The sequence below is a fragment of the Furfurilactobacillus curtus genome (assembly GCF_045862785.1).
Classification (GTDB): Bacteria; Bacillota; Bacilli; order Lactobacillales; family Lactobacillaceae; genus Furfurilactobacillus; species Furfurilactobacillus curtus.
Genome location: NZ_BQXO01000001.1, coordinates 1 through 18,606 on the forward strand (window position 1 = coordinate 1; position 18,606 = coordinate 18,606).

Consider the following 18,606-nt stretch of genomic DNA (forward strand, 5'->3'; position numbering starts at 1 on the left):
TCGAGGACTTAACCACGAAGTGGTGGTCCGGTTAAGATAAAAAGAATCAGATTCAGTTTTGAGGGGGTAACCCTCAGAGTGTGGTGATGATGGCACGAAGGATACACCCGTTCCCATGCCGAACACGGAAGTTAAGCTTCGTCGCGCCAAGAGTAGTTGGGGGATCGCTCCCTGCGAGGGTAGGTCGTCGCCATGCATTATTCCGGCATAGCTCAGTTGGTAGAGCACCTGACTGTTAATCAGGTTGTCGACGGTTCGAGCCCGCCTGCCGGAGTTAATTTAAAAAAATGGAGAGTTGTCCGAGTTGGCCGAAGGAGCACCACTGGAAATGGTGTAAGCGGGTAACAGCCTGCTTCAAGGGTTCGAATCCCTTACTCTCCGTTTTATGACCCCTTGGTCAAGTGGTTTAAGACACCGCCCTTTCACGGCGGTAACATGGGTTCGAATCCCGTAGGGGTCACTTTAATATTTTGGAAGATTAGCTCAGTTGGGAGAGCGTCTGCCTTACAAGCAGAGGGTCACAGGTTCGAGCCCTGTATCTTCCATTTAATGATGGTCCCATGGTCCAGTTGGTTAGGACGCCTGCCTGTCACGCAGGAGATCACGAGTTCGAGTCTCGTTGGGACCGTTATTTAAGAATTAAATACCGAAAAAAAAACGGTATGGCTCGGTAGCTCAGTCGGTAGAGCAATGGATTGAAGCTCCATGTGTCGGCGGTTCGATTCCGTCCCGCGCCATTTTATTGTCTGGCGGAATAGCGAAGTGGCTAAACGCAGCGGTCTGTAAAACCGCCCCGAAAGGTTCGTTGGTTCGAATCCAACTTCCGCCATTATAGGGATATAGTTTAACGGTAGAACGTCGGTCTCCAAAACCGCCGGTGCGGGTTCGATTCCTGCTATCCCTGCTTGCTACATATTATGGCGGTATTGGTGAAGTGGTTAACACACTGGTTTGTGGATCCAGCACGCGTGAGTTCGATTCTCACATACCGCCCTTTTATTGGGATATAGCCAAGTGGTAAGGCAACGGACTTTGACTCCGTCATGCGCTGGTTCGAATCCAGCTATCCCAGTTTGGATTTGCTCCATTATGGTGGTATAGCCAAGTGGTAAGGCAGAGGTCTGCAAAACCTTCATCACCGGTTCAAATCCGGTTACCACCTTTCGCGTCGAAAGGCGTGTAGCCCCATTAATAGTATGCCGCTGTGGCGGAATTGGCAGACGCGCTGGACTCAAAATCCAGTTCCCTTTACCGGGAGTGTGGGTTCGACCCCCACCGGCGGCACTTTTTGCACCTCGGTTAATATGTGGTTAACCTTGGTGAATAGCTATATAACAGCGTTTATACGTTGTTCAGCATATGACTAAAGCTCACGAATTTCGTGAGCTTTTCGTGTGTCTCGTGAGCTTTTCGTGAGCGTCTCTTACCGGTTTAGATGATGCCTTGATTAGTTAGAAAGTTCTGACGGAGTTCAGTATTTTGTTCTTTAAGGTCATCAGTTTCAATTACATAGTATTTCTGCAAGGTCTCAACTGAGTGGCCAAGAAATCCAGCAATAAACTTGTCATCTAGCTTAGCTAATTTCATCATCGTTGCTTGAGTACGACGCCATGAGTGCGTAGTGATTCTGGGAACGTTAGCACGTAAGCAGGCGTTTTTGAGGAACTTATTGATCGCAGTGGGGGACACGGGCTTACCATCGAATCCAATAAAAACATATTGGTTCATCTGCAAGATGTTATTGTCATGTTGCTGCCATCGCCAGTAATCGGCCAGATATTGGAACACTGTTTGTTCCACAGTAATGGTCCTGGGCTTTGTGTGATCCTTTAGGTGGATGCGGCCACGGCCCGTCTTATAGTCCCACTGGCCATCGATTAAAATGGTGTGGTCATTTGTGCTAAGTTTCGACCACTGGAGACCTAGCAGCTCACCGACACGCATTCCTGTGAATGCTAGCAAGATGCAAGCGTACTTAGACACGCAGTCTTCTGACTGCACAATCTCGTGCAACAGATGTTTGTAAGCTTTGACCGACAACGCCTTAGCTTTAGGCGTTTTTTCATGTGGAGCAACGCCTGCAAAACGGGCACCAACGCACGGGTTTCGTGCAATGATACCTTCATCAATGGCGCTTTCCATCATAGCCTTCATACTAGTGTGCATTGTCTTTACAGTCTCATGTGATAAGTGCTCCGCTTCGGTGTTTAACCACATCTGATAACTAGCCTTATTGATCTGGTCGATAGGGCGTTCCGGTGTGAAGAATTTCATCGCATGGTTAAGGTCAACCTGAATTCGCTTAATCGTCCATGCTTCTACGAATGGCTTCTTGTACAGGTTGAGCCAGTGCTGTGAGTAATCGGCCAGTGAAACTGTCTTACTGGTCATACCCATGTCGGCGTCTGCGATGATATGACTAGCCCATGCTGACGCTTCTGCTTTTGTTTTAAACGTGCGTTGCTTAGTTTCCCATTCACCCGTTACTGGGCTCTTGAAACGTGGACGAATTTGCCATCGTCCGTTAGGCTGTTTAATTGGTTTTGCCATGTGTGATTATCTCCTTGTTTGTAAGTAGATAGGTCGATCACACAGATTCGGTAGAATCTTTTATCCCTAGTTAGCGGACTAGGGGAGGCATTGTGGTATCACCTTCTTTCATGTATATTTGTATATGAAAAGGGCGCAGTTATTGCGTTGCTTGCTTAGCACATCCAACTTCTTGGCGGGAGGGGATGTGCTCTTTTTTTATTTCAAAATGTAAGTTAACACGGCGATGACAGCAACAACTATACTGATACCAGTTCCATAGAACCAATTCTTTTGCTTCTCAAATTTAGTATCAATATGAGCACTTAATAGATCAATTTTATCTGACACTTTGTCTATTGCATGATCTAATTCTTCGTGTGTTACGTATCTGTTATCCATGGTTCCACCTCCGTTTGAGTTGCCAAAATCTCCTGAAACAACGTTACCTTGTTCAGCTTTCGCAATCTTAGCCATTGTTAGAACCTCCGGTCAAGAATACAGATACATTATATTCTTCATCACCAATTTTTACATGAGCCGTTAGACGATTAGAATCAGCAACCTCCGCTGCTTGTATGACAATATAGAAAGAAACCTCGCTGATACCAGTTTCATGACCATCAGTTTTAACATTCGAAAAATCGAATGTGTTACCAGACGGTTGCAAAATCATTTTGTCATTCTGATCAGTTACACTGATATTTACAACAAACGGAGTCAAGTTGAAGTAAATATACTGGACGTGGACGTAAATGGTAAACTCTCCTGTTTTAGGTTTCCTAATTGCGAGAGTTGGAATTTTATCATCTTTTCCGGTTATATACACGGTATTAATTTGTGGTTCCATAGTAGACTCCTTATATGTATGTTTGCACATCTACTTCCTGGCGGGAGGGGATGTGCTGTTTTATATATTTTAAAGTCCTAACAGTTGTTTCTTCTTTGCGTCGAATTCTTGTTCATTAATAATGCCCTCGTCTAAAAGCTTTTTGTATTTGATGATTTCGTCTGCTCCGCTTGCTACTTGCATAGCTTGAGAATGGTGAGTTGCTTGTTCACTTGACATTATGCCATCTAATTTTGCAGTAAGTGAGGCTAGTTCTTTTTCGGACATATTAGTGGCCAATCCAGGCTTTATTGGCCCGGATAGAATTTTAATTTCGTGAGAGCTACCGTCGCTGAATGCTATCGTTACTGATATTCTGTCAATCACATCGTATTGCTTGCTTCGGCTGCTCACTGCGCCAGCGATAGCACCAACCGGACCAAGAAGTGCGCCGCCAGCAAGAGTCCTCGTTATTCCGTGCTTCTTTTTTTGATCTGAATGTCCCGTTTCGGTTGGGTGATAGCCAACAATTGTGCTGTAGTCTTTTACGGTATAGTTCTTGTTGAAAAGCGTTGTATCAATCAATATCCGTTTGAGATTGTCATCGAAATAAACATTTTCAAATTTGGCACTATCATGCTGAATAAATTCTTGCTTTATGGTCTGATATTTAGCTCTATCCTCGTTTTTTGCATTTTTCTTATAGGCTGACAGGTCAACCGGTTTTCCAACATCGGTCAGTTCTCGAAAATCCTTAGACGTATTGCGAGATCCCCAAAAGGCCGCAAGGCTTCGCTTATGTTCAATTAAGGAAGCCCCATATTCGCCGATTGGGGTTCCTTTTAAACATGAGTGGCAGATAACCCCGTCTTGTACGTGCAAACGATAAAATCCAAGCTTATTGCTACCGCAAAGTACACATTTAACATTCTTCATGATTTTCCTCCATTAATATAATTATTTTGGTTAAGCTGCAGCCTCTGATTCGCTCAAGCGGATTGGGGCTTTTTATTTTTCCCGGCTTTTAATGTCATCAGTGTTTGGACGTACCTCATCAATAGGCGTTTTGCATCGTTTCGTCAATTGCAGCTTGGCCCTTTGCAGTCGGCGTCCCGTCTTGGTTTGCATAGCCGTTCTGTTTAGCCCACTGTTCTTGACCCGATACCCAAGAATCTGTAGTTCCGTCAGGATTAGTGCCGGCAGCGTGATCTTGTCCTGGCATTACTGGATTGCCGTTAGGATCATAGCCACGTTCCCGATTGATTTCACCTTGAGTTTGAGTAGTTTGTTGTTGCACCTGACTAGCAGCTGCCGCTTGAGATGATGCTACAGTCGCACTGGCCGCCACAGCGCTTGAGCTTGCCGCTGCTGATTGTTGCGTTGCTTGAGACGATGCAACAGCCGCTGAGGATGCCGCAGCGGCTGAACTAGAACTAGCTGCAGCTGCGGATTCACTATCTGCTTTTGCTTTACTTTCGGATGCCGCCTTAGCTTGAGACTCGCTAGCCGCCTTAGCCTTGGACTCAGATTTAGCTTTGGCTAAAGATGCTTTTTTAGCTTTTGATTCCCACTTGGCCTTAGCAACACTTTCAGAGCGTGCTTTGGACGAATAACTATCTTTATTTGTTGAATTATTATTTCCGCACGCTGCCAATGATAGGGTGGCTAGAGTGACAATCCCTAAACTAACTAATTTTTTCATGATTAGCCTCCAAAGTTTATCCAGCTTTTAATGACTTCCGTATCTGGTCTTATGTAAGTATAATACCGATAAATATGTAGAACGTGTGTTCTTTTTAACGCATAAGTATAGGAGCAATAAGCTCCTATAATATAACTCTGCCTATAATACGTACCTGGTCATCTTTAACACGACGTGGTTCGTATTTTTTGTTAATTGATCGTAAGATGACTTCATCGGAAGTGTAGTCGTAGCAAATTTGCTTACAAGTAACACCGTCTCCATCAATTTCAACGATAGCAATTTCACCATTCTCAACTTCTTCTTGCTGATGGTAAAAGATAATTTGACCATCGTGAATAAGTGGCTCCATCGAATCGCCTTGTATACGAATGGCTGTATCTGCCCCGTGCGGTACGTCGGTGAAGTCATCATGTTCGATTTCTACATCGCCATAAGTCAATTCAGTAGGGTTAGCGGCTGACTTACCAACGAGTGGCAAGTTAACGACTTTACCATTTTGTTCTTTCAACTGATTGTCAGCGTAGTTGTAGACGTTTTGCTGACGAGGTTCTTCTAACTTTTTTAGTATATCAACAGTATTATCGATATTTGTTTGAGAAGGATCTTTAATAAAACGATCCTTTTCTAAACTTTCTTTTACTAGATATGAGTTAAAAAGTTCTTGTGGAGTTACACCAAGCGCTTGAGAGTATTTTAGTATAGCTTTTTCGTCAATAACACGGCTTCCACTCTCATGTTGCGATACTGTATTTTGACTAAATCCCGTCATCTTTCCTAGATCTTTTTGTGTAAGGTGTTTTTCTTTTCTTATTCTTTTAATAGATGGTCCAAGTATATTTTCCATAATAGCGCCTCCTTTATGTGATAATTATATCACATAATCTCTAGAAGAGATAGAATTTTAAACAAAAAAATCTCTTTTTGAGATTTAATAGTTGACTTATGTATCTCTTAATGAGATACTATTGATGTTGAAAGGAAGTGAAACATATGTCTATTGGAGTATCAAAAGAAGATCTACGTGTAAAATATCTTTTACCAAAGAACAAGCTAAGAGGTGCTAGGAACGCACAACGACTAACAACTGCTTTTGTAGGAGCGCTAATAGGATTAAGTAGAAGACAGTATGAGCTCAAAGAAAATGGAAAATATCCATTTAATGACTATGAAATGCTCATCTTATCTGAATATTTCGAGATTCCAGTTGGAACTCTTTTTTTTGAAGAGTAATATCTCTTAAAGAGATTAAACGGAGGCGTGATAAATGGAAGAATTACAGAATTTTGTTTTTCAAGGTAATCAAGTAAGAACAGTAATAGTTGATGATGAACCATATTTTGTCGGTAAAGACGTAGCTGACATTCTGGGGTATGCAAAATCGAGAAATGCTATTAGTAGCCACGTTGATAACGAAGATAAAAAGGACGCCCCAATTCAGGGCCCCCTTGGCGGAACTCAAAATATGACAATCATTTCAGAGTCAGGTGTCTACTCATTAATTTTCGGTAGCCACCTTGAATCGGCTAAGCTTTTTAAACGTTGGGTCACAGGTGAGGTTTTACCGACGATTCGCAAGCACGGCGCCTATATGACACCAGCAACGATTGAAGACTTGCTAACTAATCCTGACAACATTATCAAGTTGGCAACACAACTTAAGACTGAACGTGAAGGCCGCTTGATCGCTGAGCAGAAGGTCAATGAACTTCAACCAAAGGCAACTTACTATGATCTGATTCTTCGTAATAAGTCGTTACTGTCCATCACGAAGGTTGCCAAGGACTACGGCTGGAGTGGCGCCAAGATGAACAAGGAACTACATCGACTTGGTGTGCAGTACAAGCAGAGTAAGACGTGGCTGCTGTATCAGAAGTATGCAACAAAAGGCTATACACAAAGCCAGACGTTCGTTGATGACGAGGACACCTCGCACATGAACACGTACTGGACTCAGGCAGGACGCATTTTCATCTATGAAACGTTGAAGAACGAAGGTATCTTGCCGCTCATTGAATCAGAACAAACAGCATAGGACAAGATCATGGCAAATTCGGTAGATGAATTTATTGAAGCCAAGGTGCAGTCGGAAGTGACGAAGAGATTAGCGGCTCTTAGTCAGGGTATTCCGTTATTGCGACCTTGGTACACAACAGAACAGGTTATGGAGCTGACCAGTTGGACGGATCGGCAGACGATCATTAAGAAGTTTGCACACGACCCTGAGGTGGTTCGATTGGGACTCGTTAAGCGAGACGGCAAAGGTTACTTCTGGCGCAATCCAGAGTTTCCACGGTGGCTTCATGACGTTTATTGGAGGCGTAAATCGTGACACAAATATTAACAGCAATCAAAGCATCAGCGATGAACTACGACATCCTTATGGCGCTTATCCTCATCCCATTACTAATTTGGCTAGGCATTGGCAATCACGCTGACGTAGCCGTTGAGAAGGTAAGTCAGGCGGGGATGTGGCTACTAAGTAAGGTGTTCGGATAATGAAAAGGCCAAGCGATTGGCTGGAATTAGGGGATGAAGATGAAAGAGTATTGGAATTGGTTAAAAGCAAATCCTGAACAAATGAAAATATTTATTCTGACAATTGTTTCGATAGGATTTTCGTTAACTGGTCTGATGATTGCTCTGTATCAGTTAAGTTGACCTCTTGCTTTAATACTTGTGCCGTCGAATCAATTGTCAGTGTGACTGGAAGCTCATAGATATTCTTCGACCACTTATTCAATTTGATTGCTAAAAACACTTGTGTTGCTTGAAACGGCAAAACGCTAGTTGGGAGTGAAGTAGAGTACACCCATTTATTGCCTTGACCAAGCACTTGGTGCTCCCAACTGTAACTTTTTCCATTTCCTTTTTGATTATCCAAGGCTACAGAAGTAATGGACGCAGGCAGAGACGAAGGATTTTGAACCAAAACAGACATGTAAATCATATCTCCAGCATAGTAATTCCAAACAACAGTAGCGGTTAAAGAACGATGAGCAACTCGATATTGGGATAGGGCTGTAAAGGCCGAAATCGCCAGACCAATTAACGAAATAACAATAGTAATCATATGTATTCACCTCATAAGCATTATCCCACATGAAAGGCGGTGGTTGAACGTTAGCTGACAGATTAGCACTAGCAGGTCTGCAATCCATGCAGCCACGAAAAAAGGTCAACCAGAGTGGCAGCTCTGATCGACCGATGAAGAAAATATTAATTAACCAGATTGTATACAGAAAAGGAGATAAACGCAAATGGATCTTGAAGAAGTGAACCACTACGTAACCCAAGCACAAATTGAAACAACAGAGCATTTTATCACTCTACTAGATAATCGAATTGAACCATTGCGTAAGCAGCCACTCGCAACACGAAGCCTAGATGAACACAAAGCTGGTCAGATGCTTATGGCAACGAACATCTACGACGACATCAATAACTACCTCAAGGACCTTAAGGAGGCTGCTAATGACTAATCCACGAGACCTCGAAAATCACATGGTAGCTGATCCAGTTGACGATCGTATTCTGTTTGATCGAGATTTCCAAGGCAACGAACTGTTTACCTGCGATGAGGTTCGCTCACTAACGCTTAACGGTGTGGAATACCTATTCAAGGCGGAAGACGCAGGCAAGTTACTCGCTCAACTTAAGAAGCACAACAGCAGCTTACTGTTAGGACAGCTGACAGGTGTATATGCCGGTGAGTTACTTGACATGTTATTCCAGGATGCAGGCTATGAGACACCACTCGATATGCTCAACGATCTAGGCGCAATCATCATCAACGAAGGGGATGCTGCTTAATGGAAACGTTATATGAGCTAGATACTCAGTACCAGCAAGTGTTAAGTCTGCTGGAAAGCACGGATGACCCTCAATTGATACAGGACACATTAGATTCCATCAGCGGTGCAATTGAGGATAAGGCGGCTAATTACGCTGTGGTACTGAAGCAATCTGATGCTTCGCTGAATATGTACGACAAGGAAATTAAACGGCTGCAAGCTAAGCGCAAGCAGATCAAGGTCAATCAGGACCACATGAAGCAGTTCTTGCTTAATTCGATGAACCTCGCTGACGTGAAGAAGATTGAAAGTGTTCGAGGAAACGTTCGAATCCAGAAGAATCCGGTGCGCTTGAAGATCGATGATGAGGCACAGGTACCAGATAAGTATTTCGAAATCAAGGAAGTACACGAGCTTAAGCGAGCAGTGCTAAAAGATGCCTTAAAGAATGGTGCAGACGTCAAAGGTGCGCACCTTGAGCAAGGTGAATCTATCAGGATCAGTTAGGAGAAAGATATGGCAATTGTAAATGGCAAGAATATTCAACGAAACAAGAATTGGAAGGTCATTATCTATGGCAAGCCAGGCATCGGTAAGACTAGCTCGGTGAAATATCTAAAAGGTAAAACTCTAGTTTTAAGTTTGGATAATTCAGACCGTGTTTTAGCGGGGCAGGATGTAGATATATATCAATTCGATCGATCAAATCCAGAAAAGGATATTACTGAATTTGTGAAGACGGTCAATCAGATTAGTAAGGATTATGACAACTTAGTTATCGACAATATATCCAGTTTTGAAAAGGATTGGTTTGTTGAAAAAGGGCGAGGTAGTAAGAACGGTATTTCAAATGAAATCCAAGACTACTCCCAGTGGACCAATTACTTCGCACGCATTATGACCACACTCTATATGATTCCAAACATCAATATTGTAACGACAGCATGGGAACGACAGATTGAAATCACTACTGAAACTGGTCAGCAGTTTAACCAGTACGCACCAGAAATTCGTGACAGCGTCCGTGATGGACTTTTAGGACTAGCTGATGTAGTAGGCCGGATGATTGTAAACCCGAAAACCGGAGAACGTGGTGTGATTCTGGAGGGAAGCGATGCTGTCTTCGCGAAGAATCGACTAGACAGTCGTACGGCAACAGCCATCGAAGACTTGTACAAATTTGGCAGCGATCCAGTCAAAAAATCTGAATCTAAAGAATCACCTAAAACTACAGCAAAAACACCTGAAAAAGGAGCAACTAAATAATGGCAAAAATGCACATGGATTATGACAGTCTGCCAAAGGGTGGGGATTATGATGCCTTACCAGCTGGCGACTACGAGATGGTTATTAACAAAGTTGAAGAACGTGCAACTAAAAGTGGCGCTGAATCGCTGCAATTGGATTTGATTGTTCGTAATGACTTAGATAAAGCACCTAATTTAACTGAAACAAACGGTCAATATCACAACCGACACGTTTTCTTGGATAACTGGAAGCGCAAGAAGACAAATGAATATGACACCGAACACCTACCAATCATTCTAAAAGCTGCTGGATTTCCGGATGGTAAGGACTTTGATTTTCCAGACGACTTCATCAACTTTCTTTATCACAAACCTGTCCGCGTATCACTTAAGAACGAAGAGAATACCTATAAAGGGAACACGACTAACGTCAATCGTGCTGCACCTTGGGACTTTTCAGAAACTGAGTTTCCTCAAGTTCAGCATCAGTGGAAAAAGGAAGATGGACAGTCATCTACTAAGTCTAGTGCTTCTGATCCGTTTGCAAGCAACGGCGTTGATTCAATCGATGTTTCAGATGACGGCCTGCCATTCTAGGAGGTAGCAAATGGCGGATGAAGGTTGGATCAAGGTGTATCGCTCCATCCGCTCCAATTGGCTATGGGAGGAAGGAAACGAGCGATACCTAAAATGGTGGCTCGACATTCTGCTGATGGTTAATCACAAGCCAAAAAAGGCTTTTGTAAAAGGTCACTTGGTAGAAGTTGGCACTGGTGAAAAAGTCACATCAATCGTGAAACTGTCAGAACGCTGGGGTGTTGACAGAAAAGTTGCTAGAAGATTTCTGGAATTACTTGAACAAGACGATATGATTTCTCGTTCAAGTTCGGTCAAAAATGGGACAAGGCTTAAAGTCAATAACTACGCGGATTATCAAGCTTTTAAGTCAGAAAAAGAACAAGTGTCGCCCCATGTAACGCCCCAGGTGTCGCCCCATAAACAAGAACTTAAAGAATATAAAGAACCTATTGTCGACTTCGGAAAGTTCATGGAATTTTTCAATAGACAAACTGGAAAGCATTTTAGAAACGTTGAAACGAATCGGAAATTGATCTGTGCCAGATTGAACGATGGCTATTCGAAATCTGATTTAGCGAAAGTAGTTAATAAGAAAGCTGCGCAATGGAAGAACGATCCAAAGATGAATCAGTATCTAAGACCATCAACTTTGTTTGCACCAACGCATTTTGAGAACTACTTAAATGAGCCGGATGAACGAATTGCTAAACCAAGTAGTACATCGACAGTTGAATCAACTAAAGATGATGCCATTCAAGAAGCATTGGAAATGAGTGGTTGGGATGTTGAGTCAGTTATCAATCAATTTGAATCTGATCCTGACGTTCCTATCACTAGAGAGGATATAGAGCAATATGTACAGCGGAACAGACATTGAATTTAACGTAGTTAACGCGTTAGTAGATCAACCATCATTGATTCGCGTGAATGTGGTTAAGCCTGAGTGGTTTACGAACCCAGATTTGCGAGCACTCGTTAAATTTATCAATGAGCGTAACGGGGAATTTAAAGGATTTATTCAGCTACGACGAGAATTTGACGAGCGAAATGGTCATCCAGTTCCTGATGATTTTTGGAAACAACTCAGTAATTCTGAACAACTCAAGTTTGAATTTAAAGGTTATCTAAGAGCTGTGAAGCGAGCATACCTAGAACGGTCATTACAGGAATTATCTAGGCAATATGCGGAAACACCGAGAACATCAATCACTAAAGAGATGCAGAAACTTTTAGAAAAAATGAACCAGCCAGACGAAATCCCTGTTGAGACAATGACGGATCTTGGTAAGCAACTTGAAAAGCGGCTTGATGAGGAAACGACCGATGGTATTCACACGTTTAACTTCATCGATAATCTAACGGGTCGTGGGTTAGTTGGTGGTGAGTTGTTGACGATTGGTGCACGGCCAGCGGTTGGTAAATCAGCCTTCTGTGCCAACCTCGTTATCAAAGCCTTCAGAAAAGATCCAGATTTAACCATAGATTTCTTCTCGTTAGAAATGCCTAACAAAGAGAACCATAACCGAATCATGGCAAATCTGACAGCGATTCCCTTACAGAAGTTTTCTAATCCACATCAGATGATCAAAGGAACCGATCGTTTCAACCTAGAGGCCGGGATCAAGATGGTGGATAAGTGGGACTTGGTATTTTACGACCAGTTTAGTGACATCCAGAGTATCGCCAGCAAAATCACAGAGCGAGCGGCGAGTGCACAAACAGGCAAGTACCTTGCCATCATTGATTACTTGCAATTAGTTACTAATCCAAATGAGAAAGAGCGCCGTCTGCAAGTTGAAGGTGTCACACGTCAATTGAAGTTAATGACGAACCAATTAAATATTCCGATTATCTTACTCAGTCAGTTAAGCCGTGGTATTGAATCTCGTGATAATGGCACACCACGTCTATCGGATCTACGTGAATCAGGCTCAATTGAGCAGGACAGTAACGCAGTAGCATTCCTATATCGCGAGCATGCAACTCCGCAAGCAGTCGACAACCTAATCTTCGATGTTCAAAAGAATCGTGAAGGTCAATTGCGAACAGCCAAGATTAAGTTTGTTAAGAACACTCAGAAGATGACAGAAAGGTTTGACTCATGACATTAACTGAATTTAACGACGTGATGGTCAAACTACATCTAACTTACACGTTGGCAGTTGCAATGTACTTAGATAGTGCAGCAGATTATGCCAAGAAAGCAAAACTGTTAGATGGCAAGAATCAAGTTGCGGCTGATCAATGCAAACAACGACAAATTGAGTTTGAACAGTTTGCGTTAGAACAGGCACTGTTTGAGTCGCATCCATCAGGTCAAAGATTTGAAGATTTGGCTGATCATTTTACCCAAGGAGAGCTTAGGTCATCGAATCAAATTATTAAAAGGTGGAACAAGGTTCTTGCACAATTCGGGCAAATGATCAGTCCGATTGAAATTTGATCATCGGCAGATGAAAGGAGTGTGAGCATGACAATATGGATAACAAAAAGCGTGGACTACATGAGATCCATAATCGGGCTTATCCAGTCTCTGATTGGTTAGCTGATCGACTGGTAAAGTACAAGGTTGATAACAAATTCGCCAATTACGAAGTGGCTCTAGGCCATTTGCTAGCGCTAGGGATTAGAGAACAGGAGACACTTAAATCTTATGAACAACAGAAGCGGACGCACTAATAAAGTTATATTGCCAACGCCAATGAGTCATCACGACATTCACAAGCAATATGAACAAGCGACGAACGGTTTACGAGATAAAAATGTTATTTACGGCGTGGCACGCTCAGGCGAAGAAGCCGTTTCAATCGTGCGAGACGAATTGAAGCTGTTGGAGGATAAACGATGAAATTATATGTTGTTGATTATGATGATAGTTCATATGACATGGTGGATTATGGAATTGCAGGCATTTTTTCTACAAAGGAAAAAGCAATTGATTTTATTAGAAAAGTTACTAATGCAGATAAAGATCATTGTTATGACATCACAGAAACAAATTTAGACAGTCCAGGTAAAGAAATGTTCGGTCTTAGCGCGTTTATGGTGGACTAATGGAGGAATGTTGAAATGATAAATTTACAACAAGGTGATTATGCATTGAGTTACTACGGGCTAAAATATCGCCAATGTGCTATTTGTCGGCAGCATGCGGACATTGCTCATATTCAGTCTGTGGGGATGGGTAACAACCGCCGCATAATGAGCCACATTGGTCGGTACGTCATGCCACTGTGTCGTGGTCATCACATGGAGCAACACAGGATTGGCATTGAAACATTCATGAAAAAATATCAAGTGAAAGGTGTGCGAGTTGATCAGGCAATAGCAGAAATGCTGCGGCTTGGTGACTGGCACGTAAGTGGTGATGAACAATGATGTACGCAAAAACGACGCTGGTTGAGATGGAGAAATTTGATTCATTGACAGTGGCACGTAAGTATCACATTCGCATTCAAACAGAAGTTAGTTCCATTGAGCAAGTGATGGACGATGATTTAGTTCCACGTGGCGTATACATGATGAAAGTACACGGTGGTTACGCGAATATCAATTATGGCGACTGGATTGAGACAGATCTTAATGGAGCGCACGAGGTTGTTAATGACGATGTATTTAAAAAAGCATATAGGCCAGTTGAGGTCAGTGACTTGAATTATCCAAATGACGATTGAGATCGCGGAGGCAGGTAGCAATGAATAATAAACAAAAATTACCGAATGATATGCATCTAAAATTATGGGACGTGCTTCCGTATGACGATTAAAGGTAAGGAGAAAGCCACACAAGATAGCATCAGGGTGGCACTAGCGCAGGCAGGATACATTGTTTTTAGGACGAATGTCGGTAATTGTGTCACAGAAAGATTACGACTGGATGATTAAGTTCTTCGAAAGCGAAGATCCAGAAGACGGCTACGATTTTTACGCCCCATGGGTGCTTGCTAACTTAATAAATAAAGCTAGGTTCGAGGACATTAAGAATGATTAAGCCAGACTATTACCAAAACAAAAACGGTCGTGATTTGATCGACTCTTTCGCTGATCAGATGAGTGCTGATGAGTTTAGGGGCTTCATGATCGGCAACATCATCAAGTACCTAACTAGGTATCGCCAAAAGAACGGCATGGTTGATCTACGCAAAGCCGAGACTTACATGACGCGGCTAGAAGACTACGAGGCGGCTCAATATGCAAACTAAGAAAGTTATATTGCCAACGCCACTAAGCCATCGCGACATCCACAAACATGATGGATTCCCGACGAATGGCTGGGCAGCGCATTTAGAACACAAGAAAAAGCCTACAGTGTGGCAGCATATTAAGTCACTACTAGTGTGGGCGTTAGGAGTTATCTGATGGGAACAGGCTATTACATTACAATGGGCATCGTAATTGCCGTACTAGCAATCATGACCATCTGGGATGTTCACAACGGCGGAGGGAGGCCAATGCATTGAACTCGCCAACAGCGCTGAACAAGCGTGGAACCAAGATTGAAAAGTGGGGACAGAAGTTTGACAGCCAAAAAGAGCTGGACTTCTACGAGCGGTTCATTCTTAAGCAAGTCAATCCTGATCACGTATCAGTGCATCCACATTTCGTACTTGCTGAGAAGAAGCTGATTAGCCAAGGCGCATCAATCAACAGCATTCGATACACGCCCGACTTCGTTATCTACGATGACTTCATGCACATTCTACACGTGTACGACGTTAAGAACTCATTTGGTCCATACGGCATCGATAACGGTAACAAGCTGACGTTTCGGTTATTCGCAATGCACACAGGAGTGCCAGTTGAGGCAGTCGTAGTTAGACGTCACGACTTCAAGGCTGCCTGTATCGGAGTGACGAAGCAACTTAATCTAACTGGCAAGGCTAAGACACCAAAGCCAATTGTCAGAAACGATGTGTTTTACAACTGGAAAGAGGCGACTAACTATTGACTAGCAGAAAGGTATTAACACCAATCGAGCACGAACGTTGTCGTAAAGCCTACTTTAACTTCTTAGCAGATGGGTTACAGGATCACGATAACGATATATGGCGAACCATTTTATGGGCCAGTCACAAGTTCATGAGAATGAGTGCAGGCCACACAAGCGATGAACAGTATTATCTAGTTTCAGCAATTGACGAATTGAGCACGGCTGAAAAGAATCAAGTGATCCATGAATTAACGATGGCAGATGAGGTGAATCAATGAAACAGCATTTGAGCCTAGAAGAACAAGAAACTATCTTATCTATCGATGGTGAAACTAAACGCTGGCATATTTACTCATGCCGAACGTTGGACTTTAACAAATACAGTCCATTATTGGATAACCTAGCCGTAACGAAGTATGACGATGGCCAGATCATGAGCATTGAAGGTGAGCTGAAGAAAGGCTGGTACATCACCAAACCTCGTGAACATAAAACAAGGGTGCTAACCGATGAACAACGTGCGGAACTAGTCGAACGTGGTAGACGTTTGTCACAGAGTCGCATTTGAGCCGAGTAAATAAAGAGATTACTTTGTTTACTCGACAGCAAATTAAGCTTTAGGGTATTTACCCACAAAATAAAATAAAGCCACATGAAAAAAGCCACATCCTTACGGACATGGCCATCTTAAACTATTTAACTCGACAACTTATTATAGCAAAGGATGGCGGATAGATGAATGAGGATGCGGTGATTAACGAAGCTAAGAAGGAACTAAGCCGATGTGGCCGATTAATGCGCCAAGCAGGCAAACGTATGTCAGAACTTAAGTCGCCAGTATTCGATGCACAGCCGAAAGCACCATCTTTTGCTAACAGTGTAGAAAGCCGAATGGTTAAGCAGATTGACGCAGAGAATGAACTACGTGACATCTTATTGGCAATTAGCTTGTGTGATAACAAAAGCAAACAGATTCTGTTTGATCTGTATGTTGATCCAAATGAATACTCTGACTTAGAAGCAATGGATAGACTAGGTTACCAGTCAACCCAATACTTCCACTATAAACATCGTGCTCTACTTAGATTTGCAGAAGGTTACAAACAAGGCGCGATTTATGAACAGCTGCAAAATAGTGGTCTATTAGCGAAGTATTAGCGGCTTATGAACGAAGACATAGATTGTTTTGCAGTGTTATATTGTTATTGTTCTATTGGTAGGTAGCCAATGGAAACCCCCTCGAAATGTATGTAGCAACAGGTACCGTGACTGGTTGTAATCCAATGGTGGTTCGAATCCACCACACGGCATTAAGTGCGCTTTAATAAACTTAACCAGTAAGGGTGCAGGAACACCCAATGCGCAGTTAATCTAATTCAAATGGCCACTTCATTGTGGCATTACATAAGCAAGCGGTTGGTTGAGGCTGACCGCTTTTCTAAATCAAACAAGACAAGCGTCGTGCTAAACAGCATGGCGCTTTTAGTTTGCAATCGAAAGGTAAGCGACCTGACGAACTACTGCTAAAATACGTCAAAGATTAAATTTCTGGAGGCGAGCAGATGCAATGGACAGATGAACAAATCAGTAGCATTAGGAAGCTCGCCTCCGAAGGATTTACAAGACGAGAGACGGCAGACAAGCTCGGGATTAGCTATGATGCGCTTTAGGGCAAAGCAAGACGGCTTGGGATTGAGTTTCAATCACCCATGCCTAATGAATACGATTCAGATGGCACAAATAGGGAGACACCGTCCGCTGACAGAAAAGTCGCTCTTAATGCTGATGGTAGCCAAACGGTCACGGCCTTAATGAGACTCAAGCATGAGCCAAATAAAGACCCACGAACTTTGATGGAGTTGTGTGGATACGATCCTGATAAGTTCGAGATGGTGTTAGGCGACTACAAAGTGTATGAGCAGCATAGTACCGAAAATGGCACAGTTCCGCAGTACAGCATTCATATTCGCGTAAAGCCGAAACAAGGCTTATCGATAAGTGAAATGGCTGAAGCGTTCAATGACAAAATCATTCCGGTCAATTACGGCATGAAGAAATCGGGCGATCGCAACTTAGTCATCCCATTGCCTGACCTGCATTTTGGCTGGACAACATTCGCCGATCTAAAAGATATGGTGAGTCAACTTAGAGAGATCATCATGGACGGCTACAGCGAGATTGTGATTGAGCAACTGGGAGATCTATTCCATAGTGATCAGATTCATGCAACACAAACGGTTAGAGGGACACAGCTAGATCACGCAAACCAAAATACGGCCCATGGCTATCGTTTTGAAATACTAGGTGTCCCAGATGTCTAGAGTATGGAACACCGAATACGGCAACCTATACGATGCCGAATACCGAATCATTGAGAAACTATTGAGAGAAGAAAAACACATGCCAAGAGTACATCGCTGCCGTGCACTTGGTTGCCACAATGTTGTAGAGTGGCCGGCACGCTACTGCGCACAGCACAAGTCATTGGAAACCACAGCGGACGAAAAGAAACGTGACTATTGGAAGTACAACCACATCACACGCAATCGTTCAGTCAGCAAGCGTGAACAGTACAAGTTTTACAAAACACAACAATGGAAGCACCTTCGTCAACTGGTGCTTGATCGTGATTACTATCTATGCCAATACTGCAAAGCACGTGGAAGACTGACACAAGGGAACATCGTTGATCATGTGGTGCCAATCGAAGATGATGCTAACGGCATGAGTGATGCGTCTAACCTTGTCACGTGCTGCAAGACCTGCCACCAAGCCAAGACAGCTTGGGAGAAAACGTACTATGGCACCGGTCAATCCAATACGCTCAAGGGATCGCCACGTTTGCGTGACGTAAAACGGATAGTTGAACTGATTGACCGTCAGCAGTGAGAATGACAAACGCTAAATTTTTTGGACGCCCCCCCTTACTGGCTCTAGTCGGGGAGCGCACACCAGCTGTCGTCTTGTGGCAAAATCAAATTTTCAAAAATTTTACCT

General features: G+C 43.0%; 30 protein-coding genes, 12 tRNA genes, 1 rRNA gene and 1 pseudogene. 37 read left to right on the forward strand and 7 right to left on the reverse strand.

Annotated elements, in window-relative coordinates; translation table 11 throughout:
• Positions 1-79 precede the first annotated feature (79 nt).
• The 13 genes from rrf (at position 80) to ACKTR2_RS00065 (ending at position 1,284) form a co-directional block, all read left to right on the forward strand.
• Positions 80-196, forward strand: a 5S ribosomal RNA gene (rrf, locus tag ACKTR2_RS00005).
• Positions 197-201: 5 nt separating this feature from the next.
• A tRNA-Asn gene (locus ACKTR2_RS00010) sits at positions 202-274 on the forward strand.
• A gap of 15 nt (positions 275-289) precedes the next feature.
• Positions 290-381, forward strand: a tRNA-Ser gene (locus tag ACKTR2_RS00015).
• Positions 382-387: 6 nt separating this feature from the next.
• Positions 388-460: transfer RNA gene (locus tag ACKTR2_RS00020), tRNA-Glu, on the forward strand.
• A gap of 12 nt (positions 461-472) precedes the next feature.
• A tRNA-Val gene (locus ACKTR2_RS00025) sits at positions 473-545 on the forward strand.
• A gap of 9 nt (positions 546-554) precedes the next feature.
• Positions 555-628, forward strand: a tRNA-Asp gene (locus ACKTR2_RS00030).
• 36 nt (positions 629-664) lie between these two features.
• Positions 665-737 (forward strand) — tRNA-Phe (locus ACKTR2_RS00035).
• 11 nt (positions 738-748) lie between these two features.
• A tRNA-Tyr gene (locus ACKTR2_RS00040) sits at positions 749-829 on the forward strand.
• A gap of 4 nt (positions 830-833) precedes the next feature.
• Positions 834-904, forward strand: a tRNA-Trp gene (locus ACKTR2_RS00045).
• 16 nt (positions 905-920) lie between these two features.
• Positions 921-993: transfer RNA gene (locus tag ACKTR2_RS00050), tRNA-His, on the forward strand.
• Positions 994-1,000: 7 nt separating this feature from the next.
• Positions 1,001-1,072: transfer RNA gene (locus ACKTR2_RS00055), tRNA-Gln, on the forward strand.
• A gap of 19 nt (positions 1,073-1,091) precedes the next feature.
• Positions 1,092-1,162, forward strand: a tRNA-Cys gene (locus ACKTR2_RS00060).
• 36 nt (positions 1,163-1,198) lie between these two features.
• A tRNA-Leu gene (locus ACKTR2_RS00065) sits at positions 1,199-1,284 on the forward strand.
• A gap of 147 nt (positions 1,285-1,431) precedes the next feature.
• Here ACKTR2_RS00065 and ACKTR2_RS00070 read toward each other — a convergent pair.
• The 6 genes from ACKTR2_RS00070 to ACKTR2_RS00095 form a co-directional block, all read right to left on the reverse strand.
• Positions 1,432-2,550: a tyrosine-type recombinase/integrase gene (locus ACKTR2_RS00070; protein WP_407881893.1), complete on the reverse strand. Its 1,119-nt coding sequence runs from the start codon at positions 2,548-2,550 to the stop codon at positions 1,432-1,434.
• 198 nt (positions 2,551-2,748) lie between these two features.
• Positions 2,749-3,006, reverse strand: a complete 258-nt coding sequence (locus ACKTR2_RS00075) for a hypothetical protein (protein ID WP_407881895.1) — start codon at positions 3,004-3,006, stop codon at positions 2,749-2,751.
• Positions 2,999-3,379, reverse strand: coding sequence for a hypothetical protein (locus ACKTR2_RS00080; RefSeq protein WP_407881896.1), 381 nt, complete (start codon positions 3,377-3,379; stop codon positions 2,999-3,001). The genes ACKTR2_RS00075 and ACKTR2_RS00080 overlap by 8 nt, the downstream gene beginning before the upstream one ends.
• 69 nt (positions 3,380-3,448) lie before the next feature.
• Positions 3,449-4,294 (reverse strand): SHOCT domain-containing protein, encoded by an 846-nt coding sequence (locus tag ACKTR2_RS00085; RefSeq protein WP_407881898.1) that lies wholly within the window; start codon positions 4,292-4,294, stop codon positions 3,449-3,451.
• Between the two features lie 118 nt (positions 4,295-4,412).
• Positions 4,413-5,060, reverse strand: a complete 648-nt coding sequence (locus ACKTR2_RS00090) for a hypothetical protein (protein WP_407881900.1) — start codon at positions 5,058-5,060, stop codon at positions 4,413-4,415.
• A 124-nt stretch (positions 5,061-5,184) separates the two neighbouring features.
• Entirely contained in the window at positions 5,185-5,907 is a 723-nt protein-coding gene (locus tag ACKTR2_RS00095) for a helix-turn-helix domain-containing protein (RefSeq protein ID WP_407881902.1), read from the reverse strand.
• A gap of 146 nt (positions 5,908-6,053) precedes the next feature.
• Between ACKTR2_RS00095 and ACKTR2_RS00100 the strand changes: the two genes are divergently transcribed.
• Genes ACKTR2_RS00100 through ACKTR2_RS00115 form a run of 4 tightly spaced genes read left to right on the forward strand, consistent with a single transcriptional unit; the run spans position 6,054 to position 7,559 of the window.
• Positions 6,054-6,293 carry a helix-turn-helix transcriptional regulator gene (locus ACKTR2_RS00100; protein ID WP_407881904.1) on the forward strand — a complete coding sequence of 80 codons (240 nt, stop codon included), beginning with the start codon at positions 6,054-6,056 and terminating at the stop codon, positions 6,291-6,293.
• Between the two features lie 34 nt (positions 6,294-6,327).
• Complete coding sequence (locus tag ACKTR2_RS00105) at positions 6,328-7,095, forward strand: phage antirepressor (protein WP_407881905.1); 768 nt, start codon at positions 6,328-6,330, stop codon at positions 7,093-7,095.
• A gap of 9 nt (positions 7,096-7,104) precedes the next feature.
• Positions 7,105-7,392, forward strand: a complete 288-nt coding sequence (locus tag ACKTR2_RS00110) for a hypothetical protein (RefSeq protein WP_407881907.1) — start codon at positions 7,105-7,107, stop codon at positions 7,390-7,392.
• Positions 7,389-7,559, forward strand: coding sequence for a hypothetical protein (locus ACKTR2_RS00115; protein ID WP_407881908.1), 171 nt, complete (start codon positions 7,389-7,391; stop codon positions 7,557-7,559). Before ACKTR2_RS00110 ends, ACKTR2_RS00115 begins: the two co-directional genes overlap by 4 nt.
• 91 nt (positions 7,560-7,650) lie before the next feature.
• Here the strand turns inward: ACKTR2_RS00115 and ACKTR2_RS00120 are convergent, their stop codons facing one another.
• Entirely contained in the window at positions 7,651-8,133 is a 483-nt protein-coding gene (locus tag ACKTR2_RS00120) for a hypothetical protein (protein WP_407881909.1), read from the reverse strand.
• 187 nt (positions 8,134-8,320) lie between these two features.
• Here ACKTR2_RS00120 and ACKTR2_RS00125 point away from each other — a divergent pair, with 187 nt between their 5' ends.
• The 20 genes and pseudogenes from ACKTR2_RS00125 to ACKTR2_RS00220 all read left to right on the forward strand — a co-directional run bounded on the left by ACKTR2_RS00125 (position 8,321) and on the right by ACKTR2_RS00220 (position 18,498).
• Positions 8,321-8,542: a hypothetical protein gene (locus ACKTR2_RS00125; protein WP_407881911.1), complete on the forward strand. Its 222-nt coding sequence runs from the start codon at positions 8,321-8,323 to the stop codon at positions 8,540-8,542.
• Entirely contained in the window at positions 8,535-8,873 is a 339-nt protein-coding gene (locus ACKTR2_RS00130; RefSeq protein ID WP_407881912.1) for a hypothetical protein, read from the forward strand. Before ACKTR2_RS00125 ends, ACKTR2_RS00130 begins: the two co-directional genes overlap by 8 nt.
• Entirely contained in the window at positions 8,873-9,361 is a 489-nt protein-coding gene (locus tag ACKTR2_RS00135; RefSeq protein WP_407881913.1) for a siphovirus Gp157 family protein, read from the forward strand. Before ACKTR2_RS00130 ends, ACKTR2_RS00135 begins: the two co-directional genes overlap by 1 nt.
• A gap of 9 nt (positions 9,362-9,370) precedes the next feature.
• Positions 9,371-10,120, forward strand: a complete 750-nt coding sequence (locus ACKTR2_RS00140) for an AAA family ATPase (RefSeq protein WP_407881914.1) — start codon at positions 9,371-9,373, stop codon at positions 10,118-10,120.
• Positions 10,120-10,698 (forward strand): DUF669 domain-containing protein, encoded by a 579-nt coding sequence (locus tag ACKTR2_RS00145; protein ID WP_407881916.1) that lies wholly within the window; start codon positions 10,120-10,122, stop codon positions 10,696-10,698. Before ACKTR2_RS00140 ends, ACKTR2_RS00145 begins: the two co-directional genes overlap by 1 nt.
• 10 nt (positions 10,699-10,708) lie before the next feature.
• A complete protein-coding gene (locus tag ACKTR2_RS00150; protein WP_407881917.1) occupies positions 10,709-11,557 on the forward strand; it encodes a conserved phage C-terminal domain-containing protein in 849 nt (282 codons plus the stop codon).
• Positions 11,535-12,785 carry a DnaB-like helicase C-terminal domain-containing protein gene (locus ACKTR2_RS00155; protein ID WP_407881919.1) on the forward strand — a complete coding sequence of 417 codons (1,251 nt, stop codon included), beginning with the start codon at positions 11,535-11,537 and terminating at the stop codon, positions 12,783-12,785. The genes ACKTR2_RS00150 and ACKTR2_RS00155 overlap by 23 nt, the downstream gene beginning before the upstream one ends.
• Positions 12,782-13,123 carry a hypothetical protein gene (locus ACKTR2_RS00160; protein ID WP_407881921.1) on the forward strand — a complete coding sequence of 114 codons (342 nt, stop codon included), beginning with the start codon at positions 12,782-12,784 and terminating at the stop codon, positions 13,121-13,123. The genes ACKTR2_RS00155 and ACKTR2_RS00160 overlap by 4 nt, the downstream gene beginning before the upstream one ends.
• A 35-nt stretch (positions 13,124-13,158) precedes the next feature.
• Positions 13,159-13,359, forward strand: coding sequence for a hypothetical protein (locus ACKTR2_RS00165; RefSeq protein WP_407881922.1), 201 nt, complete (start codon positions 13,159-13,161; stop codon positions 13,357-13,359).
• Positions 13,334-13,528 (forward strand): hypothetical protein, encoded by a 195-nt coding sequence (locus ACKTR2_RS00170; protein ID WP_407881924.1) that lies wholly within the window; start codon positions 13,334-13,336, stop codon positions 13,526-13,528. Before ACKTR2_RS00165 ends, ACKTR2_RS00170 begins: the two co-directional genes overlap by 26 nt.
• Positions 13,525-13,734, forward strand: a complete 210-nt coding sequence (locus ACKTR2_RS00175) for a DUF7336 domain-containing protein (RefSeq protein WP_407881926.1) — start codon at positions 13,525-13,527, stop codon at positions 13,732-13,734. The genes ACKTR2_RS00170 and ACKTR2_RS00175 overlap by 4 nt, the downstream gene beginning before the upstream one ends.
• 15 nt (positions 13,735-13,749) lie before the next feature.
• Entirely contained in the window at positions 13,750-14,058 is a 309-nt protein-coding gene (locus ACKTR2_RS00180) for a putative HNHc nuclease (RefSeq protein ID WP_407881928.1), read from the forward strand.
• Positions 14,055-14,354, forward strand: a complete 300-nt coding sequence (locus tag ACKTR2_RS00185; protein ID WP_407881929.1) for a hypothetical protein — start codon at positions 14,055-14,057, stop codon at positions 14,352-14,354. The genes ACKTR2_RS00180 and ACKTR2_RS00185 overlap by 4 nt, the downstream gene beginning before the upstream one ends.
• A 308-nt stretch (positions 14,355-14,662) precedes the next feature.
• Positions 14,663-14,881: a DUF3310 domain-containing protein gene (locus ACKTR2_RS00190; protein ID WP_407881931.1), complete on the forward strand. Its 219-nt coding sequence runs from the start codon at positions 14,663-14,665 to the stop codon at positions 14,879-14,881.
• A 254-nt stretch (positions 14,882-15,135) separates the two neighbouring features.
• Complete coding sequence (locus ACKTR2_RS00195; protein WP_407881932.1) at positions 15,136-15,627, forward strand: DUF1064 domain-containing protein; 492 nt, start codon at positions 15,136-15,138, stop codon at positions 15,625-15,627.
• Positions 15,624-15,887, forward strand: coding sequence for a hypothetical protein (locus tag ACKTR2_RS00200; RefSeq protein ID WP_407881934.1), 264 nt, complete (start codon positions 15,624-15,626; stop codon positions 15,885-15,887). Before ACKTR2_RS00195 ends, ACKTR2_RS00200 begins: the two co-directional genes overlap by 4 nt.
• Entirely contained in the window at positions 15,884-16,177 is a 294-nt protein-coding gene (locus ACKTR2_RS00205) for a hypothetical protein (protein ID WP_407881936.1), read from the forward strand. Before ACKTR2_RS00200 ends, ACKTR2_RS00205 begins: the two co-directional genes overlap by 4 nt.
• A gap of 167 nt (positions 16,178-16,344) precedes the next feature.
• Positions 16,345-16,767, forward strand: a complete 423-nt coding sequence (locus tag ACKTR2_RS00210) for an ArpU family phage packaging/lysis transcriptional regulator (protein ID WP_407881937.1) — start codon at positions 16,345-16,347, stop codon at positions 16,765-16,767.
• A 404-nt stretch (positions 16,768-17,171) separates the two neighbouring features.
• Positions 17,172-17,348: pseudogene (locus tag ACKTR2_RS00215) on the forward strand (GcrA family cell cycle regulator); the annotation flags it as partial.
• Between the two features lie 574 nt (positions 17,349-17,922).
• Positions 17,923-18,498: an HNH endonuclease gene (locus ACKTR2_RS00220; protein WP_407881938.1), complete on the forward strand. Its 576-nt coding sequence runs from the start codon at positions 17,923-17,925 to the stop codon at positions 18,496-18,498.
• Positions 18,499-18,606: the final 108 nt, after the last annotated feature.